The 20,489-nt window shown below is 39.5% G+C and carries 14 protein-coding genes; 6 read left to right on the plus strand and 8 right to left on the minus strand.

The features are described from left to right. Positions 1-335: 335 nt before the first annotated feature. Positions 336-1,088 carry a DeoR/GlpR family DNA-binding transcription regulator gene (locus tag BLP77_RS07165; RefSeq protein WP_093856444.1) on the plus strand — a complete coding sequence of 251 codons (753 nt, stop codon included), beginning with the start codon at positions 336-338 and terminating at the stop codon, positions 1,086-1,088. A gap of 25 nt (positions 1,089-1,113) precedes the next feature. On the opposite strand, the gene BLP77_RS07170 is transcribed toward BLP77_RS07165, so the two are convergent. The 5 genes from BLP77_RS07170 to BLP77_RS07190 all read right to left on the minus strand — a co-directional run bounded on the left by BLP77_RS07170 (position 1,114) and on the right by BLP77_RS07190 (position 4,849). Next, entirely contained in the window at positions 1,114-2,592 is a 1,479-nt protein-coding gene (locus BLP77_RS07170; protein WP_093856445.1) for a spore germination protein, read from the minus strand. A gap of 111 nt (positions 2,593-2,703) precedes the next feature. Continuing rightward, on the minus strand, positions 2,704-3,024 hold the full coding sequence (locus BLP77_RS07175; RefSeq protein ID WP_093856446.1) for a YbjQ family protein: 321 nt from the start codon (positions 3,022-3,024) through the stop codon (positions 2,704-2,706). Further along, positions 3,005-3,211 (minus strand): hypothetical protein, encoded by a 207-nt coding sequence (locus BLP77_RS07180; protein ID WP_093856447.1) that lies wholly within the window; start codon positions 3,209-3,211, stop codon positions 3,005-3,007. Before BLP77_RS07180 ends, BLP77_RS07175 begins: the two co-directional genes overlap by 20 nt. 18 nt (positions 3,212-3,229) lie before the next feature. Then, positions 3,230-3,802 carry a DUF2087 domain-containing protein gene (locus BLP77_RS07185; RefSeq protein ID WP_093856448.1) on the minus strand — a complete coding sequence of 191 codons (573 nt, stop codon included), beginning with the start codon at positions 3,800-3,802 and terminating at the stop codon, positions 3,230-3,232. A gap of 111 nt (positions 3,803-3,913) precedes the next feature. Next, on the minus strand, positions 3,914-4,849 hold the full coding sequence (locus tag BLP77_RS07190) for a hypothetical protein (protein WP_093856449.1): 936 nt from the start codon (positions 4,847-4,849) through the stop codon (positions 3,914-3,916). A gap of 161 nt (positions 4,850-5,010) precedes the next feature. Between BLP77_RS07190 and BLP77_RS07195 the strand changes: the two genes are divergently transcribed. The 3 genes from BLP77_RS07195 to BLP77_RS07205 are packed head-to-tail and all read left to right on the plus strand — an operon-like array spanning position 5,011 to position 8,140. After that, a complete protein-coding gene (locus tag BLP77_RS07195) occupies positions 5,011-5,628 on the plus strand; it encodes a TetR/AcrR family transcriptional regulator (RefSeq protein ID WP_093856450.1) in 618 nt (205 codons plus the stop codon). Between the two features lie 14 nt (positions 5,629-5,642). Next, positions 5,643-6,539 (plus strand): ABC transporter ATP-binding protein, encoded by an 897-nt coding sequence (locus tag BLP77_RS07200; RefSeq protein ID WP_093856451.1) that lies wholly within the window; start codon positions 5,643-5,645, stop codon positions 6,537-6,539. Next, entirely contained in the window at positions 6,539-8,140 is a 1,602-nt protein-coding gene (locus BLP77_RS07205) for an ABC transporter permease (RefSeq protein WP_093856452.1), read from the plus strand. Before BLP77_RS07200 ends, BLP77_RS07205 begins: the two co-directional genes overlap by 1 nt. Positions 8,141-8,189: 49 nt before the next feature. Here BLP77_RS07205 and BLP77_RS07210 read toward each other — a convergent pair whose 3' ends face one another. Further along, complete coding sequence (locus BLP77_RS07210) at positions 8,190-8,516, minus strand: CHY zinc finger protein (protein ID WP_093856453.1); 327 nt, start codon at positions 8,514-8,516, stop codon at positions 8,190-8,192. A 105-nt stretch (positions 8,517-8,621) separates the two neighbouring features. On the opposite strand from BLP77_RS07210, the gene BLP77_RS07215 reads away from it, so the two are divergent. Then, positions 8,622-9,260, plus strand: a complete 639-nt coding sequence (locus BLP77_RS07215) for a CBS domain-containing protein (RefSeq protein WP_093856454.1) — start codon at positions 8,622-8,624, stop codon at positions 9,258-9,260. A gap of 45 nt (positions 9,261-9,305) precedes the next feature. On the opposite strand, the gene BLP77_RS07220 is transcribed toward BLP77_RS07215, so the two are convergent. Then, positions 9,306-9,815, minus strand: a complete 510-nt coding sequence (locus BLP77_RS07220) for a DinB family protein (RefSeq protein WP_093856455.1) — start codon at positions 9,813-9,815, stop codon at positions 9,306-9,308. 86 nt (positions 9,816-9,901) lie between these two features. On the opposite strand from BLP77_RS07220, the gene BLP77_RS07225 reads away from it, so the two are divergent. Then, positions 9,902-10,942: a DmpA family aminopeptidase gene (locus BLP77_RS07225; protein WP_307723649.1), complete on the plus strand. Its 1,041-nt coding sequence runs from the start codon at positions 9,902-9,904 to the stop codon at positions 10,940-10,942. A gap of 192 nt (positions 10,943-11,134) precedes the next feature. Here the strand turns inward: BLP77_RS07225 and BLP77_RS07235 are convergent, their stop codons facing one another. Continuing rightward, a complete protein-coding gene (locus tag BLP77_RS07235; RefSeq protein WP_093856458.1) occupies positions 11,135-20,224 on the minus strand; it encodes a carboxypeptidase regulatory-like domain-containing protein in 9,090 nt (3,029 codons plus the stop codon). Positions 20,225-20,489 lie beyond the last annotated feature (265 nt).

The raw sequence follows: 20,489 nt of genomic DNA on the forward strand, positions 1-20,489 counted from the left end.
TTAGGATGTCGAATATCGGGTGAACTTATAACGGCTGCCTTGGCAATTGAAAAATAATGATAGGCGAAGTTATTTGGATGATGTTAGAATGCAAATTATAAAACAGGAACAAAACAGCACTAAGGTTAGGTGTCGCTTATTTTTTCGTAAAAAACGGAATAAAAATGAAATTAATGCTTGAAAATCATTAACAAACATGAAATAATATGAATAAACAAGGATAGAGGTGTACACAAATGGATTTCATTTGTAATATTTCTTATCATCAATGGCTATTTCGAATGGTTATTGCGATCAATTTTAACAGGAGAGTTATTAAAAGGGAGGAGAATTAATTGTTTTCTGAAGAAAGGCGTACTAAAATTTTAGAGAAAATACGAGATCAGGGGCGGGTTTTGGCTAAGGATTTAGCAAAACAGTTTAACGTATCCGTAGACTCGATACGGCGAGATCTATCGATTATGGAAGAGGACGGTTTATTACAGCGCACTCATGGTGGGGCAATTCCTATCAAACGAGTTAGAGAAATGCCACAGCCACCAGCTAATAGGTATGGTGAAGGAAGTGAGGAGCAAAATGCGATTGCCAGAGAAGCAGTTAAGTATATTGAAGAAGATCAAACAGTATTTATTGGTGGAGCGGCGATTCATTTTGTTTTGCTAAAATATTTACCGACTCACATTCATTTTTCCGTTTTAACAAACAGTGTTGAAATTGCATATCATCTTCGTGGTATGGATAACGTGACAACTTATTTAATTGGCGGTCTTGTTAAAAGTTCCGGAAACATAACAGATGCACTGGCTAATCAGTTTGCTGGGCAATTTTCTGTTGATGTTAGCTTTGCAACAGCTGGTAATATTACTTTCAATGGTTTAAGCACGGCGACCCCTGAAGTTTCAGTTATTCATCAAACTATAATAAACCGTTCAAAAAAAGTTATTGGCATCGTGGACCATGAGAAATTTGGGACTGATATGTTCAGTCATATGTGTCCTTTATCTGAATTGGATTTAATTATTACTGATCATGAAACGCCACATGATAAAGTTAAAGATTTCGAAGTAGAAGTGTTAGTCGTGCCATAATAAAGGAATCCTAACCGTACTTAGGTTAGGATTCGCCTTCTTGTCGGGAGTCGTCCAATGTGTTTAATACACTTGGTCGACTTTTTTGAAGTGGCATTGGTGACCTGACAATACTCACAAAAAAGGCTTTAGCGTTAAACGGTATGAATGGCCATAAGTAAGGTGTGTTCAGGGCTTTGGTTGATACTAGTAATAATAGCCAAGCAACAAATCCTAATACAAAACCATATACGCCAAATGTTGCTGTTACAATGAGCAAAAACAAACGTGTTAAACGGTTGGATAATGATAATTCATAACTCGGTGTCGCATAGTTACCGATAACGGCAATAGCCAAGTATAAAATAACCTCTGATGAAAATAAGCCAACATCAATGGCGATTTCACCAATCATTAACGCTGCAATTAACCCTAATGCTGTCGCAAGTGCATTCGGGGTGTGGATGGCTGCCATCCTTAACATTTCCACACCAATTTCAGCAATTAAAAACTGAAGAAATAACGGGACATTCCCTTCTTCCTTAAGCCCGAGGAAACTTATTTGATTCGGTAGGAGCTCAGGATTACTCGCTAATAGATACCAAAGTGGCAGTAAAAATAATCCCGAAAAGACAGCGACAAAGCGCACCCAACGTAAAAAGGCGCCAACGACCGGTTTCTGACGGTATTCTTCGGCATGTTGTAAGTGGTGCCAGAATGTCGACGGACATATCATGACACTCGGTGAACCATCGACAATTATGAGAATGTGCCCTTCCATCAGGTGAACGCCTGCTGTATCTCCTCGCTCAGTATAACGCACTAAGGGGTAAGGATTCATAGAGCGTCCGAAAATGTATTCTTCGAGCGTTTTTTCACCCATCGATAAATCGTCAATATCGATTTTTTCTATTTCTTCTTTAAGCCTTCTAATGAGTTCCGGATCGACGACACTGTCAAGATACGTCAGGCTAATATCCTTTTTAGAGCGTTGTCCAACCTGTAAATATTCAAAAATTAATGAACGATCTCTAACATGACGTCTAATTAAAGCTGTGTTAAACACAATGGTTTCGACAAAACCATCACGAGGACCCCGGACGACTCTTTCAAGATCTGGTTCTTGAGGTGATCTGGCGGGATATGTCCTAGTATCAACAAGGACAGCTTGTGTAACCCCTTCAATGATAAAGGCTGATTGACCAGCAAGGATCTGGGCAATAACTTCCTCGAGATCTTCTGATGTATCAATTTCCTGATGAGGAATAATTGTTTGTGTTAGTGCCTCAACGGGATCCTTACGAAATTCTTCGTCGTCTAAGAATTTAAAACTCTTTAAGGTGTCGATCATAGGTTTGTCACTAGCAAAAGCGTCGATATAGAAATGACCTATCTTAAGTCCACCATGTTCCATTTTATGGTGTATAAGGTCAAAGTTTTTGTCCACACGTAATTCTTTTTTCAAGTATTCGATATTTTTATTAAAGTTTCGATCAATGGGTACCTGTGTTCCTTCTTTTCCCACGTTATCCACTTCCTTCACAAAAGAACATCTATTGGTTTATTATCCCTGTTCAGAAGTAGATTATGTAAGAAGATCATGAAAAACAGCCTGGTTTTCACCAGACTGCAAGTATTATTGCTTTTCAATTTTCACAGCTGTTCCGTAAGCAATGATTTCTGCGGCGCCACCCATGACGGTTGAGGTATGCATGCGCATCGCAATGATTGCATTTGCTCCTTTGGATTCAGCATCTTGTACCATACGATGAATTGCCAATTTCCTTGCTTCATTCATCATGTCACTATAGCTTCCAATCTCTCCACCGACAAGGCCTTTTAACGCTGCTGTAATGTCACGCCCGATATGTTTAGCCCGAATGGTACTCCCTTTGACATAGCCAACGAGTTCTTTAACTTCATAGCCTGGGGCCGTTTCAGTAGTCAAGATCATCATAACTAATCTCCTCCTTCTTTTCTTGACGTCTTTCAGAAATAAATAACCCTATTAAAATGATTAATGAGATGGCATAGATGATTGCTAGAAAAATTGCTAATATGATATCAAAGAAAATTGAAATAATTGCACTAATTTGGCTTACCACAGTTAAGATGATCAAAATATATTTAGTTTTTTGATACATAGGGATTCATCCAATCTTTTATATTCTCCATAACTCTCGTGGGTTTAATTCGTAATAGCCTCGATTGCGTGTCATGAAGTGATTGTTAATAAATTCACGACGAATGGTAGCAAAATCATCATGGAACTTTTTAATGTGCTGATTGATTTCTAGCTCGGAGTAAGTTCGACCTATTTCAAACCCTTTAAGAATATGCTCTAGTATAATAAGTCGCTTTTTAAGTTGGGAAGGAAGTGTTTTGAGCTTCCCATCTGAATCTAAGAAGTTTTTTAGAATGTTATGCTTTTCTTCTTCACTGACTTTAAACGCTTCATTCATATCTTCATCTCCCAATTTTATAATACTTTCAGCTAAAAAGGCTAGATGCTTCTCGTTTAAGTTGTAATAAATCGTATTTTTATGGCGACGTTGATAGACAATGTTAATTTCTTTAAGCTTGGTTAAATGATGTGAAATAGTTGGTGGTGTCAGCCCTAATTTACCGGCTATCGCTTGTCCGTGAAGTGGTCCTTCTTTTAATAAACCAATAATTCGCAGTCGTGTTTTGTCTCCGACAGTTTTATGAAAATTCACAAGTCGATCAAGCTGCAAAGCATTTCACCCCCCCCTTTTTGATAAACATCTAATTAGATTATAATCTAATTAGATTTAGGATTCAAGGGTATAAAAAAAGAACCGGGTTTTGCCCGGTTCTGATACCATTTATTGTGGTTGTTGTAAAGCTTCCATCATAAGTTGGTCAAATTCTTGCATATCAATAATGTCGCTGTTTTCAGGGTCGATTTCAAATTCAACATCTTCGTTCATGCTGTTATAAGTTGTATCAGCCTCTAAGTCGAGCTGTACTTGAGTTCCTTCAGCATCAATGCCTAAGTCTAAAACAACTTTTTGACTTTTAATGTTGTCACCATCTAAAGTTGTGTGTACTTCAAATGTGTTGAAATCAACTTGCTCTAATGCTGTTGTCATTTCTTCTTGAGCCATTTGAATATCTTCATCTGTAATCGTATCGTCAAGCTCTGAAGCCATCTCTGTTACAAGAGTTGTTAAATCCTCTTTATTAAACGACACAATGTAAGTATCGTCTTCTTTTCTGAAGTCATCTTCACTCTTGTCATTTAGGAAATCACTCATGATGGTTTGTACTTGTTGAGTTAATTCATCATAATCTACCTCCGGAGCCTCTTGACCTTCTAACTCCGCCATGTCAATTTCGATTAGTTTTCCTTTTGCTTCCTCAGGTAAACCTAAGAACATCCCGAAGTTTTCAATTAAACTATCGGTTTTGACATACATTTTATTTTCATTCATGTCTTGTAGGAATGGAATGTCAACATTAAATGTCATAGGACTCATTTGACCTTGGAAGTGAATAACAACTTCCTGTTTGTCCTGGTTCATACGCTGGTCCATACTTAATTCCATGTCGTTAACCATCTGAATATATGGCTCGATGAATGGATCTTGAACATCGGCTTCAACATTAACATCTAGTGTTGAAGTCGCATCATAGCTTTCAGCTTCCATCATCGTTTCAAAAGCATCCACAACGACTTGCTTATCGCTTTGAGATTCTGAACATGCTGCTAACAATAGGGCTGTTAATAACATCATGCTCATGGTGATTTTTTTAAACATTACTTTTCCCCCTTTAAATCATTTACCTAATAAATCATATCATATTTGTTAATGGATATATAGTAAATATTTGAAAAAATTGTGTTGTTGATTAGAATGGTCCAAAAGGCTTATAATGAATTTGACCGCATTGGTCAAAAAGGGAGTGAAATACCTATACAATGCCCTTTGAAGATATAAAGGAAGGTAAGAAAAAGAAAATCGTAGAAGCAGCTTTGGAAGAATTTGCTGAACATGGTTATGAAAAAGCATCTACCAATCGTATTGTATATCAAGCTGGAGTCGGAAAGGGGATGCTCTATTACTATTTTGAAAATAAAAGGAAGCTGTATTTGTATCTCGTTAAAAACAGTTTAGATGTTATTGAAGACCAATATATAAAACACATTGACATATCGGAAACGGATGTTTTTGAACGGATGCGCCAAATAGCGGAATTTGAGATGAGAGTCTATTCTAAGAATTATCATTTCTTTAACTTTATGAGTAGTGTGTTTATCAATGAAGATTTTGTGCTGACAGATGATTTAAAGGGACGAATCGAAAAATTGCAAGACGAAGGTATGGCGAAGTTATATCAGAATATTGATTTTTCTAAGTTTCGAGACGATATAGATGTTAATAAGGCATTTAAGCTCATTCAATGGGCGATTAATGGATATCAAAATGATCTTATCAATCGATTAAAAGGCGTCAATTTTAATCATTTAGATTTTGAATACTATATGGATGAGTTTTTGGAATACTTGGAAGTGTTAAAAATAGGTTTTTATAAATAAGGGGGATGTGAAACATGGTTGTTTTACATGCGGAAGGTCTTACTAAGCAGTTTGGGAAAGTGCAAGCACTTAATGGTGTGAACATGGAAGTGAAGGAAGGGGAAGTCTATGGATTTATTGGTCCCAATGGTGCCGGTAAATCAACGACCATTCGTATCTTATTAGGGATTTTAAAAGCATCATCAGGGAGAGCATCGATTTTTGGAAAGGATGTTTGGCGAGATGCAGTCGACATTCATAAACGTTTAGCTTATGTTCCTGGTGATGTTAACTTATGGTCGAGTTTAACGGGTGGTGAAGTCATTGATTTTTTCACTAAGATGCGTGGTGCAGAAATAGACAAAAAACGTAAGGAGAACCTTATTGACCGGTTTCAACTCGATCCAACTAAAAAGTGCGGAACATATTCAAAAGGAAATCGTCAAAAAGTAGCACTTGTCTCAGCCTTTGCCGCGGATGCCGATTTGTATATATTAGATGAACCAACTTCAGGGCTTGATCCTTTAATGGAACGTGTTTTCCAAGAGTGTGTTATGGAGGCTAAGGAACAGGGAAAAAGTGTGATTCTATCTAGCCATATTTTATCTGAAGTTGAAAGGCTGTGCGATACAGTTGGCATTATTCGTCAAGGTGAAATTATTGAATCTGGGACACTACAAGATTTGCGTCATTTAACACGAACTAATCTATTAATTGAAACAAAAACAGAGCTTACGCTACAAGGTCTCCCAGGTATTCACGATGTACAACAAGATGGGAATACTTATCAACTCCAAGTTGATACTGAACATTTAGATCAAGTGATTCAACATGTAAGTCAATCTGGTGTAGTAAAACTTGAAAGTGCACCGCCAACATTAGAAGATCTCTTTATGCGTCATTATGAAGGAGAAGCTGGAGGTGTCAAGTAATGGGGAGTCAGCTATTTCTTCAAATTGGCAAGCTGTCTCGCTTAATTCTGAGACGAGACCGGGTGCGTATTCTAGCGTGGATATTTAGTTTTGTGTTGATTTCATTAATAACAGTTGTTGCATTTGATGATCTTTATTCGTCACAAGACGAGCGACAGGAAATTGCTGCAACGATGGAAAATCCAGCTATTACAGCGTTAATTGGTAAGGGCTATGGGCTTGATCATTATACAGTAGGTGCCATGATGGCCCACCAAATGCTGGCGATGACACTACTTATTGTTGGAATTATGAGTATATTATTAGTCGTACGCCATACCCGTTCAGATGAGGAAGAAGGGCGCGTGGAATTAATTCGGTCTTTACCGACGGGCCGTTTAGCCAATATCGGAGCGACGTTATGGATGATGACGTTAACCAATATCGCCCTTGCACTCATAACGGGCGTTGGATTATATGCTTTAGGTATTGAAAGTATGGATTTAAATGGATCCTTATTATATGGAGCGGCATTAGGTGTGACAGGTATATTTTTTGCTGCAGTTACAGCCTTATGTGCTCAATTAACCGAAACCTCAAAAGGGGTTATCGGATTGTCGTTTTTAATACTCGGCGTTTCGTATTTAGTGCGTGCCGTAGGTGATGTTACGAATGAGACGCTTTCATGGTTTTCACCTTTTGGATGGGTATTAGAATCCCAAGTTTATGTTAATGATTATTGGTGGCCAATCGTGATGACACTTGTGGTCGCTATTGTAATAGCTGGTGTTGCATTGTATTTAAATGCAATCAGGGATTTAGGTGCAGGCTTTATACCAACAAAAGGCGGCAAGCGCCATGCGTCAAGGTTTTCACAACATCATATTGGATTGACATTACGTTTGCAAAAAACATCGATAATATCTTGGGCAGTTGTATTATTCATTTTTGGTGCTACGTATGGTTCTGTTTTAGGTGATACAGAGGCATATTTTGCAGAAATTGAATTGATGAAAGAGGTGATGCAACAGCCGGGTGTTGGGTCGATGACGTTACAGTTTGTCACGATGATTGCGGCTATTATGGCGATTTTTAGTACGATTCCCGTTATGATGTCAGTGTTTAAAGTGAAGAAAGAGGAGAAGCAGAATCGAATAGAGCATGTATTAGCCACAGCTATATCACGTCCAAAGTTTCTCGGCCATTATTTATTAGTTGCGCTCATAACAAGTTTGATCATGTTTGTTTCAGGAGCACTGGGATTGAGTATCGCAGGAGCTAATGTTATTGAAGAATCTGTAAGCTTTTCTGATTTATTTAATGCGATTATCGTCTATTTACCAGCTTCCTGGGTACTCCTCGGCTTAGCTTTAGTATTTGTAGGTTTAGGTCGATTCAACGGATTAGCCTGGTTATATTTAGGTTTTACATTCGTGATCATCTATTTTGGTGGCATTTTAAAGTTTCCAGATTGGGTGAAAAACCTATCACCGTATGAACATATTACAAGTGTACCGATTGATGATTTTAGTATAGTTAGCACGTTTGTAATAACGTTGGTTGCCATTGGATTAATGGTTTTAGGGCTGTATTTTTATCGAAGACGTGATATTAAAGGATAATAGTCAGGTGATTGGAAAACCCGTTTGGTTTATAAAAACTGAACGGGTTTTATAATGCAAAATACAAATGATGATGTAGTTCACAACCTGGATTAAACGATGCATGACAATTTGGACATTGATGGGGTGAATGCAGATATTCATTTATGGTTAATTCCGTCTTACAGGCGCCGCATAAAATAGCCTCTTCGTTAAACTCAGCAGGCTTCCAACGTTCAATTGCGTGGCCAGTTTCTTGATGGCACTTATAGCATGGATGGTATGTATTGCAGCACTTAAACTTGATCGCAATAATGTCATGTTGGGTATGATAATGTGAACAGCGTGTCTGTTCGTCGATGACTTGTCCTTTAACTTGAATGCCGTTTATGAACATAAGTGACCCCTCTCATATGATTTGTTATTTATTATACAATAAACGCTTTCCCTTGCATAAAATCACATGAACTGAAAAGTCTATAAAGTAAAAGGAGTGATATTTATGCAAAACTCAATTAAAAACTTAATGAGTTCGAATGTTGTTTCTGTAACGCCGCAACAATCGTTAAAAGAGGCAGCCGATTTAATGATTCAAAACGATATCGGCGCAGTTCCTGTTGTTGAAAACGGAGCGCTTCGTGGTATTATTACAGACCGCGATATTACAACGCGTGCAACGGCTAGTGGAAAAGATGGCAATGCAACGGTTGGTGAATGCATGAGTGAACAGCTCACAACAGCCGATGCAACCATGGATGTGCATCAAGCGGCTCAATTAATGGCAAATAAACAAATCCGCCGCCTACCAGTAACCGAAAATGGCCAATTAACAGGTATGCTCTCTCTTGGTGACCTAGCCCAACAAAACATATTCCAAAATGAAGCGGGTCAGGCCTTAACAAACATATCGTTCCCGACGCACAACCAGCCACAAGCGGGTCAAATGGGTAAAACTCAAATGGGACAGGCTCAACAAGGCGCACAAATGGGTCAACAAGCCCAACAAGGTCAAGCGCAAATGGGGCAGCAAGCTCAACAGCAGGCGCAACAAGCCCAACAACAAGCTCAGCAGGCGCAACAGCAAGCACAACAAGCGCAACAGCAACAACAAAATCAGCAAAACCCACAGAGTTATCAATAAAAATGAAAGCCGTTTTGCCATAAAGGTGAAACGGCTTTTGTATAATTATTGATCAATCATTTTTCTAATGATGCGAATTTGCCCTCTATGATTAATTTCATCTTCAAATACATGAAACCATATAAAGTAGTTGTTAGATGGTTGATTATCCCATAATCGTTCTTCATATAGCCAAGAGTCATCTTTTTGGCTTAGTTCTCTTAGAGTTCGCTCTCTTACTGTGTTTAATTTTTTTATGTAAAAATCAAGTGGATACTCGCGGATTACTTTTCTGCCTAAATCTCCAAGGTCATAAGCAGCACCCCAATCGGAAATCTCTTTTTCACTGGGTTGTCGTCCTTCAAATATCTCGATTTGAAATCCGAATTCTACAGCTGCAATATGGTACAAAAGGGCTCCGATTGAATTAGCTTGTCCATGAGGTAAATAATCTAATTGCTCGATTGATAAGTTTTCAACAGCTTCTAATGTTGTTACTCTTACATAATTCATCATTGATACTAAATGTCCAATTTGATATGCATATGGATCAAGTTTTTCAATATTATAACTCACATTAACAACCTCCATCTTTATTATGGAACAAACGTTCTATAATTACAATGAGTTTTTTGCTAAAATAAGAGCAAAAGGAGGGGATGATGTTGCAAAAACGTATTCGTGATTATGGTATAACGATTGGAACTCAGCGGGTTGGACCATTAAATAAAATAACCGATGTTGAGGGGGTGACAGTAGGGCATTCAACTATTCATGAAGGGAATGTACATACAGGTGTAACTGCGATTTTGCCACATCAAGGTAATCTTTTTCAAGAAAAGGTGATGGGTGCAACATATGTGATCAATGGTTTTGGTAAAACTGTTGGAACAGTACAAATCGATGAGCTTGGAACAATTGAGACGCCCATATTGCTAACCAATACGTTAAATATCGGAACGTGTTCAGAAGCTATTATTGAATGGACATTAGCAGAAAATCCTGATATCGGCAAAACGTTGGGAACGGTAAATCCTGTCGTCGGTGAGTGTAATGACTATGTGCTTAACGATATTCGATCCATAGCGGTTACGAAAGCACATGCCTATGAAGCCATGAATCATACTTCGAAAGATTTTGAAGAAGGAGCCAATGGTGCAGGAACAGGTATGAAGTGTTTTGGATTAAAAGGTGGTATTGGGTCGTCATCTCGGATAATAGATTTTAACTATGGAAGATATACATTTGGCGTGCTTGTGTTATCAAATTTCGGGATGCTACCTGAATTTCGTTTGAACGGTGAAAGTAAAGGGAAAGACATTCAATTAAAATTAAAGGATGTACAACAGGAGCCTGATCGAGGTTCTATTATGGTGATCGTTGCAACAGATCTTCCCGTAACGGAGCGGCAGTTAAATCGAATCATTAAACGTACAAGTGTAGGTATTAGTCGTACGGGTTCTTTTTTAGGAAATGGGAGTGGAGATATTGTGATTGGTTTTTCCACAGCAAATAAGATCATGCATCAAAAGCCAAACAAGCTGCCTTCTATACAAGCTATTCATGAGGATGATATTGACAAAGCATTTTTAGCCGTAGCCGATGCAACGGAAGAAGCGATTCTTAATTCCATGGTTACCGCTCAAACAACGGTAGGGCGAGGTGGTCATAAGCTTTATTCATTGAGTGAGTTTTTATCATAAAGATGTGAATACACCGATAGAATCGGAAAATACACCGATAGAATTGAAAGTTACACCGATAGAATCGGAAAATACACCGATAGAATCCCTAAAAACACCTATAGAAGTAAAACAAACACCGATAGAATCAATCATTAGTTTAAATAACACCCCCTCTCACTAAGATACGAGAGGGGGTGAAGTATAAAAATTCTATTTATTTGGTTTACCGGTCACAATGAGTTGCATTTGTTCACTGGGGTCGGATGTTCCAGCGAGGTTTTCAGCTTCTAGGTGTAGGAAGTGGTTTCCGTTGTCGATTTCGAGCTCAACGGAAAATTCTCCGTTAGCATTGGTTTGCGTCGTGCCGATTTGTGTTTCTTCATTTCCTTTTGTCTCGTAAATGTGAACGGTTGTATGTGGATCCGCTTGGCCTGTTAGTGTAACCAAGTTTTCTTTAGTCTTTTTCTGAGTTTCATCCCATTCTGGAATGCTAGGTGGTTCTTGTTGAGCGTTCATAGCGTATTCAATGGCTTGCGTAAACAATGTTTTTCCTTCTTCAGTCCATCCATAGTTCGGGCTGATGATGTTGTTGACGGCAAATGATGATAAAAGTAAATGAATGGATGTTGCGCTGCGATATTCGTATGAAACAGCTGTTCCTTTATTTTCTTCATCAACAGAGAGTTCACTTAACGTTGGACCTGGATAACCCTTGAATGTAGCATAAGGGCTCTTCTCGCTATGAACAACAAAGCTTTCTGGTAACCCTGCAAAAATAGGGTGACTAGAATTATTCGTATGCATGACCACTTCGCCTTCATTGTAGCCTTGTTGGTCAAGCTCAGGGTATCCAAGTGTTTCATTCAATGTAGGAATTGAACCATCGTCAACACCCCAAGTGCCTAAGAAAACTAAGCTAATGCCATGTTCATCAGTTGCTTGAATTAGGGCTTCTAAATCTTCTTTCGTACCGTCATTTGCGTTGATAATGACTAGTTCATAATTCGTCACATCGTTGACAACATCCCAGTCACGGCCTTCCGCATAAATCTGATTCTCGTTTAGTAACGTTTCGATTTGTTGTTCCTGATCACCTACGACGGCGACTTTAATACCATTTAGCTCAAGGTTAACGCTGACTGGTTCATCGCCTAAGGTTACGTTTTCACTTCCTTGAATATATCCATCAGCTTTTACTTGTACAACATAGTTATCAGGTAACAACTGACCGAATTGGAATTGACCGTTTTCATCAGTCTGAATAGTTTCAATCGGTTCTACTTCATTTTCATAAATGAGTGAAACATCAGCATCCTGTATAGCGTCACCTGTCTCTGCATCCATTACTTGTCCATTGATTGATGATCCTTCGATGGCTTCTAAAGCAAAGTTCAATTCTGCTGAATCACCTTGTTCCTGGACAGTCACTGTGTCAACAGCTTCGTGATAACCTCTAGCTGAAACGTGGACTTCATAAGTGCCAGTACCAATTCCTATGCGATATTCACCCTGTGCATCTGTTCTTGTTTCCATGTTTAATGCTGGGATTGATACTTGTGCATTGGCGACTGGTTCACCGTCTTCGTTCGTAACGGATCCTCGGATCTCACCTAAACTAGCGTGCATCGCCCAATTAATCGCATTATTGTAAAAGACTTTGGCATCTTCTGTCCAATTTTCATCTGGATCCGAGTAGCTACCAACTTGGAATCCTGATAATAGTAAATGAACGCTGTTGGCAGTTCGGAAATCATAACCGATCCCTTCTCCAAGAACGCCTTCATCATCGTGTGATATGGAACCAATAGTTGTTCCGCTATATCCTGAATAGACAGCGTACTGCTGATTATTATCACCGTCATCGATTATACGGAATTCCTCGCTGTCAATTCCGGCAAATAGTGGGTGATTGGTTAGCGTTTTAATGTTAATATGACTCGGAACAAAGCTATATTCGACGTCTGCTGGATCATTGAAAACATCACTTAAATCACCGATTGTTCCACCGCCGTATTGCGATGCAAAAATGATACTCACCTGATTTTCATCTGCTGCATGAACAAAAGAAGTAAAGATTTCATCGGTCGTTGAGTACGAAGAATTATTGTAAATGACTAAGGCGTAATCGCCAATTTGATCAATAAATCCTTCTAGTTCTGTATAGTCAATATAATCAACCGCATAGCCATATTCACTCATAATGCTTTCGAATCGATCCTGATTATAGGATTGTGTAATGACCGCGATTTTTTCAGATGTTTGCATTAAGAATGAAACATCAGTGACCTCATTTTGATTCACCTGAACATCCGATTGTGTTTGGGTTGTATACCCAGGTGCCATCGCCCGAAGGTTATACACGCCCGCTGGTGCTGTTAATTCATACTGTCCATTAGCATCCGTTTCAACCGTTAGCGGTGTACCCATTACTTGAATGGTCGCACCGGCAATCGGTTTCTCAGTTTGACCATCCATCACTGATCCCGTAATCGTACCAATTTCATTTGATTGCAGTGTAAAGGTTTCGTTATAAACCTCACCATTTTCTACGGTTAGTGCGAATTCTTGAGTCTGATGTCCAAAGGCTTCTATTTGTAACGTATAAGTTCCTTCTTGTAGACCTAAATAGAATTCACCAGCGTTATTCGTTTCAACCGTTTTACCCGTCTCTAATACGGTAACGTTTCCTTGAATAACACTCTCAAGGTCGTTGTTTAAAGTACCGTGAACATCAGCGGCTAGTGCCTCGCGATTGTCTAAGGCCCAAAGAATCGAATTGTTGATTAAACGTTCGCGAATCGGGTCAAAGTATTCAGGGACATCAGGGTTAAAGTAGTACCCAAATGTTGTATTCGCTAATAAAACTTCAACCGACTCAGTTGTCCTTCCTTTATAAGCGACCATGTCGCCGATATATCCGTCTTCAGGATGCTCCAGTGTTGTAACAGTCTGACCATCATATTCATCAAAAGCATAATAGTAGTTCGAACGGTTTTCTAACGGATAAGATTCATCTAAGTTTACACCTTCAGTAATTGGGTGGCTTTCTGTCGCCTGAATCATGACGTTGTCTTGGCGGTCTTCAAGTTCAACGTAAGGGTTATTCTCAAACTGATGCAAGAATCGAATACCGCCACGACCGTTAACATGACCTGTCCAAATAACGGAAAGTTTTTGTTCATCGATGGTGTTTATAAATGCATTAAATTCTTCTTCCGTCGGTTCCTGATCACGATCGTAATCAGAGTTAGCGATCACGATGTCTAATTCACTCAACCGGTCTAAATCGGTGTAGAACAGTTCAGTTGTATGGTAGCCTCGACCTTCTAGATAGTTGGCTAACGTAGCATCATTAGAATTATTGTCGACTATGATACCGACTGTTGGTGATGGTTTCATTTGAACTGGTAATTCAAGGCTTTGTCCTGCACTTAACTCGATGAAAGCTTCTTTCATGACATAACCATCTTTTGCGAAGGTTAACGTATATTCACCGGGCTCTAAACGGTCAATCGAAAAAGCACCTTGTGTATTGGTTGTCGTACTTCTAGGCTGACCATTAACTTGAATATCAACTTCAGAGATCGCTTGCCCATCTCGTTCGTTCTCAACGACCCCTTGAATAGAAGCGGCTTCTTCACCAACCTCCATTTGGATATCAAGTGGCTCACCATTTTTAACGGCTGAAACAGGCAAGGTCATCGTTTCATAGCCAAATGATTGAACTTCAATTTCATAATCGCCTTCTAAAAGCGCAATGGAGAATTGTCCATTCTCATCAGTTTCGGCGTTAAAGTTTTCATTAACGACTTGTACTGTTGCATCAATCGGTTGACCTTCTTGATCTGTTATCGTTCCCGAAATGGTTGGGAAGTCAGCGTGTGCTGCCCAAACAATCGTATCGATGAGTAATTGTCTTCCTTCTTCTGTGTAATGGTCTTTATGATGTCTGAAATTAAAACTGTATCCGCCTAGTAGCATTTCTAAGCTGTTTTCTGTACGAGGTTTATAGACTAAACCATTACCATAGGCATCTGACACATCTTTGTGTTTCATATCAGCTAATGAGTAACCGCTGTAGCCATCAAAATAGCCAATTTGACTATTGGATGGTAAGAGAATCTCGATGAAATCTCCTTCACTATAATCTCCAAAAATACGGTGATCTTCAGTCACAACGTAGCCAGCGCTTGATCCATGATCTGCTGTATAACGGTTTTCTGGATCGCCGCGATATTCGATTAATTCATTAATTGGAGATGATGAATAAAGCGTTTCACCAAATACTAAACTCGTTTCTGATTCATCTGCTGCTGCAAAGATTTCATCTAATTGACCGTTTAAGCTGTACCCTAAACCGTTTATAAATAGGACATCAAATTCACCTAAACGTTCGATAACCTCGGATGAAGACAGTTCTTCAACCTCGACCCCTATATCTTCAAATACACTCGCAAAACTACTGTCACTTGAATAATAGTCACTTAGAACAGCTATATTTGGTGTTGATGTGAGTGCGATATCCCGTTCAATTGGAGAGGCAGTTATTTCAAAATTGATCGTTTCTAAAATATAGCCTTCTTTCGTGACTTCTAATTGGTATTGACCGTCGTTTAAATCCTGTAATTCGTAACGGCCATTTACATCCGTTGTTAATTCTGAAATCACGTCATCATTTTGTTTTAGTTTTACTGTGGCACTGCCTAGTGGCTGTTCTGTTAACGTGTCACGTATAATACCGGCTATTGACCCACCTTCAGAAGATTGAAGTGTTAGATCTAACTCGACAGGTGTCCCGTTTTCAACTTCAATTTCGAGTGTTTCGGTTTCATAGCCTGCTGCTCGTACTTTTAGCGTATATGTGCCTTCATCATGGAAAAATTCCATCTCACCTTGGTATTCAAAGGTATAACCGGTTTCAACAACTTCAACCGATGCATCTAATGTCTCGCCACTTTCATTCGATACGGACCCTGTAACTTTTCCAAAATTTGTCGTTAGTAAATAATCAATGCTGTTTAAGAAAATATTTTGCGAATCCTGCAGCCATCCTTGGAAAGGTGACGTCCAAGGGGAAGCAGAGTGTGCAGACAGTAATAAATGGGCACTATTTTCGCTAACTGGCTTATAGGCGACACCTGTACCGACAAACCCTAAATCCGTTGAGCCTATACTTGCAAGGTCCCGACCCGAATATTGGTTGAACCAGGCAAAGTCACTATTACCACCCATAAGTGTTAGGTAATCCCCGACTTCGTATCCGTCAAATATTGGATGGTTCTCATCGACGCGTAAGTTTATCGTACCAGCTGAATAGGCATGTTCTAACTCCTCAGGGTCTTGGAAATAATCAGTTAAATGATGAATCGACCCATAACTACTACCCCATGTATCAGCAAAAACCAAGCTAACATCTGCGGCATTTGCTGCATTCACGAGTTCATTAAACGTCTCTTCATCAGGTTTCCATCCATCAGTTGTATATGCGCCGTTTAAATAGACGATTTCATAGCGTCCGATGTCATCAATAATATCCCAATCGCGTTCTTCCGCGGAGTAACCATTTAGGTTTAGTAATTCCGTTATTTCAGACTCATAATCGTTCAATACAGCAATACCTATAGGCTGTAAGTTAAATTCAAACTGATTATCTGTTCCTTTCTCGATGGTGATTGATTCAGTTAGTGATTGATAGCCGTTAAGCTGTAGTGTAAGGTCATAAGTTCCTTCATAAACACTTGATTCCTGTAATTGACCATTGGCATTCGTTGTACCGCTTATTGGCGTATTTTCTAAATTAATTTCTACGCCTTCAATTGGCTCACTTGATCGATTGTCATAGACAGTAAGCGCCAAGGAGCCTGTTTCAGCCTCTGGCAATGTGAAATTTTGTGAAATGTCATAGCCTGATACAAACGAAACATCTGACATTGCTTGTTGATGTCCATAAAGCGAGACTTTAATTTGATAGTCACCTGGTGCATGGTGCAGTGTAAAGGTTCCGTCTTCCTGTGCTTCTACAAATTCACCTGTTTCGGTAACAGTTACTGTCGCTTCTAGTGGGTTGCCTGATTTATCTACAATAGTACCGGAAATGGACCCAGGTGAGACGAAGCTTTCAACGCCTGATAAATGCGGAACAAGCACAGTTCCAGGTAATATTAGTGGCGTAGAACTGCTGTAATCTGGTAGTGTTTCCTCATTCAAAATTTCACCTGTATAAACGTCAATGGTAAAGAATAATCCATTGGTATTTGATATGAATAGTAAACCATTACTTGAAATGGATCCGTTATTTAAGGTTGTACCAACAGCATCTTGACTCCATACCTCTTCACCCGAATTCATATCAATAGCTTTTATAACAGGTTGAGTGGATGAACTTACAATGACTAAATCACCAAAGACGATTGGTGAGGCAGCTTGTGCATCACTTAACTCATTGTTTTTCCATAGAAGCTCTCCGGTTGCACCGTCTATGGCGTGTAAGGAGCCTGCGCCATTATCCATATTAGTCGATAAGGCATATACAACCCCCGATTGATAGACAGGGGGCGATGCGAATCCTTCGTTCTCCTCTGGTTGATAGCTCCATATCTCGGAACCATCATCTGGGTTAATAGCCCTTAACGTTTTATTATCGTAAGTGCCAACATAAAGGTAACCATCACCTAATGCTGGTCCGAAAAACGATGAAGAGCCCAAGCTAATCGACCAATTAACGGTTCCGTCTTCAGCATTTAATGCAAATAATGAAGCATTATCTGCTAAGCTAGATGCAATAAAAACTTGTCCATTATGAACAATTGGTGATTCATATATAGCTGGCTGCCCAATATTTTGACTCCAAATCGTTCGCCCTGAATCTAAATCAAGTGCATAGATATGTTGATCCGACCCTCCTGATACATAAACAGTACCGTTTTCAATCGTTGGATTGGAACGATTCGTATCACCAAATCGAAGACTCCAAATTTCTTCACCTGTTTGTAAGTTGAGGGCAACGATCCAGCCTCTATCTGTCGTTAAAATGACTTTATTGTCTGTCGTTGCCGGTGTTGAAAATAAAATTTGTCCTTTCGAATCTGTTAAATAAGACCATTGGTGATCTAACTGTTCGACGTCAATACTATTGGGTGAAATGGCATTACGCTGATAGTTTTGGTTGTTCGTATTCCAATCCTGATCAAGTTGTTCAGGATTCTCTTCAACTTGAAGATTTAAGGTTAAATCACTATTAACGTCAATCGTTTGTGTGATACCATGAATCCCTTCACCAGTTACTTGTAGCTCGTAACTTCCAACAGGTAATTGGCTAATTTCAAATTGACCATTCATATCAGTTCGTACGGTTTGAAGTGGGGTATCTTTCACTCGAATAAAGGCATATGGAACCCCCTCTCCTGATTCAGCGAAAGTGACTTGACCCGTAACGTTATAACTTTCAGCAGGGTCCAATTGCCAGCTTACTTCGGTCGTTTGATCCTTTTGAATCGTAATGGTCGTTTCAAAGCTTTCATAGCCAAAGGATTGTATGATGGCATCATGTGTGCCTTCACGAATCGCATAAGAGAACTGCCCTGTTTCATCCACGCTAATCGTTAAATCTTGTTCTGGTAATATGATGTCGCCAGAAATTGGTTCACCATGTTCATTGGTTAAACTCCCTTGTAATTCACCTGCATAAGCTGCTTCTGTTACAGCTTGATAGATATTAACGATGCCTGAGCCATATAATGTATTAGGCAGTTCACCCATGTGATCTTCTACTCGAGCTGTGTTTTCAAGTAAATCTGCTACTTGATCAATAGATAAGTCTGGATTAGCACTTAAAAGTAAGGCAATTGCCCCTGCGACGTGCGGTGTAGCCATGGAGGTCCCACTAATTGTATGGTACGGGCCTTCACTTAGTTGAGTTGGCCAGGCCGAATAGATTTCATGACCTGGTGCTGATATATCTGGTTTAATATGACTGACCATTTCACCGTTTTCATTTTCCCAATAAACGGGTCCACGGCTTGAGAAGGATGCAATTTGGTCAAAACGATCAGTAGCACCTATAGCAAATGATTCTATGAAACTACCCGGAGACCCGATTGTTTGACTACCAGGGCCGTCATTTCCAGCCGCAAATAATGGAAAGATGCCAGCGGAAACCCAGGCCTGTACATCTTCATAGAATTCTAGATTGTAGGTGTTTGAATTCCCCCAAGAGTTATTGACGACATGTGGTGCCTTGGAGGGATCACCACCAGGTGCGATAAACCATTGAAACGCTTCATGGATGGCTGACGTCGTCGTTGAACCGCCATCATTAAAAATCTTAGCAGCAATCCATTCGGCTCCAGGTGCAACACCAATCGGTTCACCTTCACCTCCACCGACGGATGTTCCGGCAACATGTGTCCCATGTCCATTTCCATCCGTAGGTGTCTCATAGCCTTCACCTGAAAGATCAATCCAGGAGTACTCATGACTGCCATCGCGTCCACGGTAATTATGTTTTAAAGCTTCATGGGTGGCATCGACCCCAGTATCCATAATACCGACAACGATCCCTTCGCCATTAACACCATATTCACCCCAAACCTGTGGAGCATTGATTTTCTCAAGCCCCCATTCCGGTAATTGCGGGGCGCTTTCAACGGTGACTTCCGGGACTTTTATAATTTCATCCAATTGAACGCGTTTGACATCGTCACGTGCCTCAATAGCTTCAAGGGCATTTTGGTTAATAGAAGCTACTATACTATTATTAATCCATAGCTCTTTTTTAATTTGTGCATGCCCTTGTTCCTCAAGTGAAGTTAGAGCTTGTTTAATGCCTTGTTGTGAGGCATTTGCCTTTGCTTGTAATCTATCCATAACAAGCTTTGAGCGTTCAGCTTTCGATTTACCTTTCGCTTCTTGATAAAGAGCATTAAAGTTTTCTTCGTCCTCTAAATGAATAATGACATCGACTTGTTCATTTTCTTGTAGTTGCTGGGAAATGTTTTTGTCAATCTTAGGTGGGGCATTTGTTTGTCTTGGCGTGGTAGGCTCGGTTAATTGGGGCTCATAACCAAGTCCTGATAGTAAAGAGAATAACTCTTCAGTAGGTTCTGAATCTGGTTGTGGTTCTGATTCCGATTCATTTAAATATTGCTGTTCTCGTTCCTTTTCTAACTCCAATTCACTCTGTTCTACATTATGTTCATCAGCTTGAACGGGCAAGCCGGAATTAATAAATGTAGAAAAAATCATGAGTAAGACCATCATGATAGGTAGGAGTTTTTGATAGAGTTTTATATACTTACTCAATATCCACCCTCCATTTATTTTTAGATTGCTAATTAATTTCAGTGATATAACAGCTTTTTCCTTCAAAACAGGGTGAAATAAGGCTTTCGGACTGCCTTTTTTACAATAAAGTAGGCGGTTAGTTTTAATAGAAAGTGGAGAAAAATGTCGATGTAGGAGAGGTAAAAAGTCAAGAGATAAGCTGGGTCTCTATAACTAAAGCGTGGTGACTGGTGGTACCTATTTTGAGCTTTCATAGTTGAGTAAGAAAAAGAGGCATGACCTG

Origin of the sequence: Tenuibacillus multivorans (assembly GCF_900103915.1) — a bacterium.
In the GTDB taxonomy this organism is placed as follows: Bacteria; Bacillota; Bacilli; order Bacillales; family Alkalibacillaceae; genus Tenuibacillus; species Tenuibacillus multivorans.

Bases quoted from the DNA above. Each gene is read 5' to 3' on its own strand.
- BLP77_RS07175 (WP_093856446.1), bottom strand. From the start codon at position 3,024: ATGATGATCTTGACTACTGAAACGGCCCCAGGCTATGAAGTTAAAGAA.
- BLP77_RS07190 (WP_093856449.1), bottom strand. From the start codon at position 4,849: ATGTTTAAAAAAATCACCATGAGCATGATGTTATTAACAGCCCTATTG.
- BLP77_RS07200 (WP_093856451.1), top strand. From the start codon at position 5,643: ATGGTTGTTTTACATGCGGAAGGTCTTACTAAGCAGTTTGGGAAAGTG.
- BLP77_RS07225 (WP_307723649.1), top strand. From the start codon at position 9,902: ATGTTGCAAAAACGTATTCGTGATTATGGTATAACGATTGGAACTCAG.
- BLP77_RS07210 (WP_093856453.1), bottom strand. From the start codon at position 8,516: ATGTTCATAAACGGCATTCAAGTTAAAGGACAAGTCATCGACGAACAG.
- BLP77_RS07205 (WP_093856452.1), top strand. From the start codon at position 6,539: ATGGGGAGTCAGCTATTTCTTCAAATTGGCAAGCTGTCTCGCTTAATT.
- BLP77_RS07195 (WP_093856450.1), top strand. From the start codon at position 5,011: ATGCCCTTTGAAGATATAAAGGAAGGTAAGAAAAAGAAAATCGTAGAA.
- BLP77_RS07215 (WP_093856454.1), top strand. From the start codon at position 8,622: ATGCAAAACTCAATTAAAAACTTAATGAGTTCGAATGTTGTTTCTGTA.
- BLP77_RS07180 (WP_093856447.1), bottom strand. From the start codon at position 3,211: ATGTATCAAAAAACTAAATATATTTTGATCATCTTAACTGTGGTAAGC.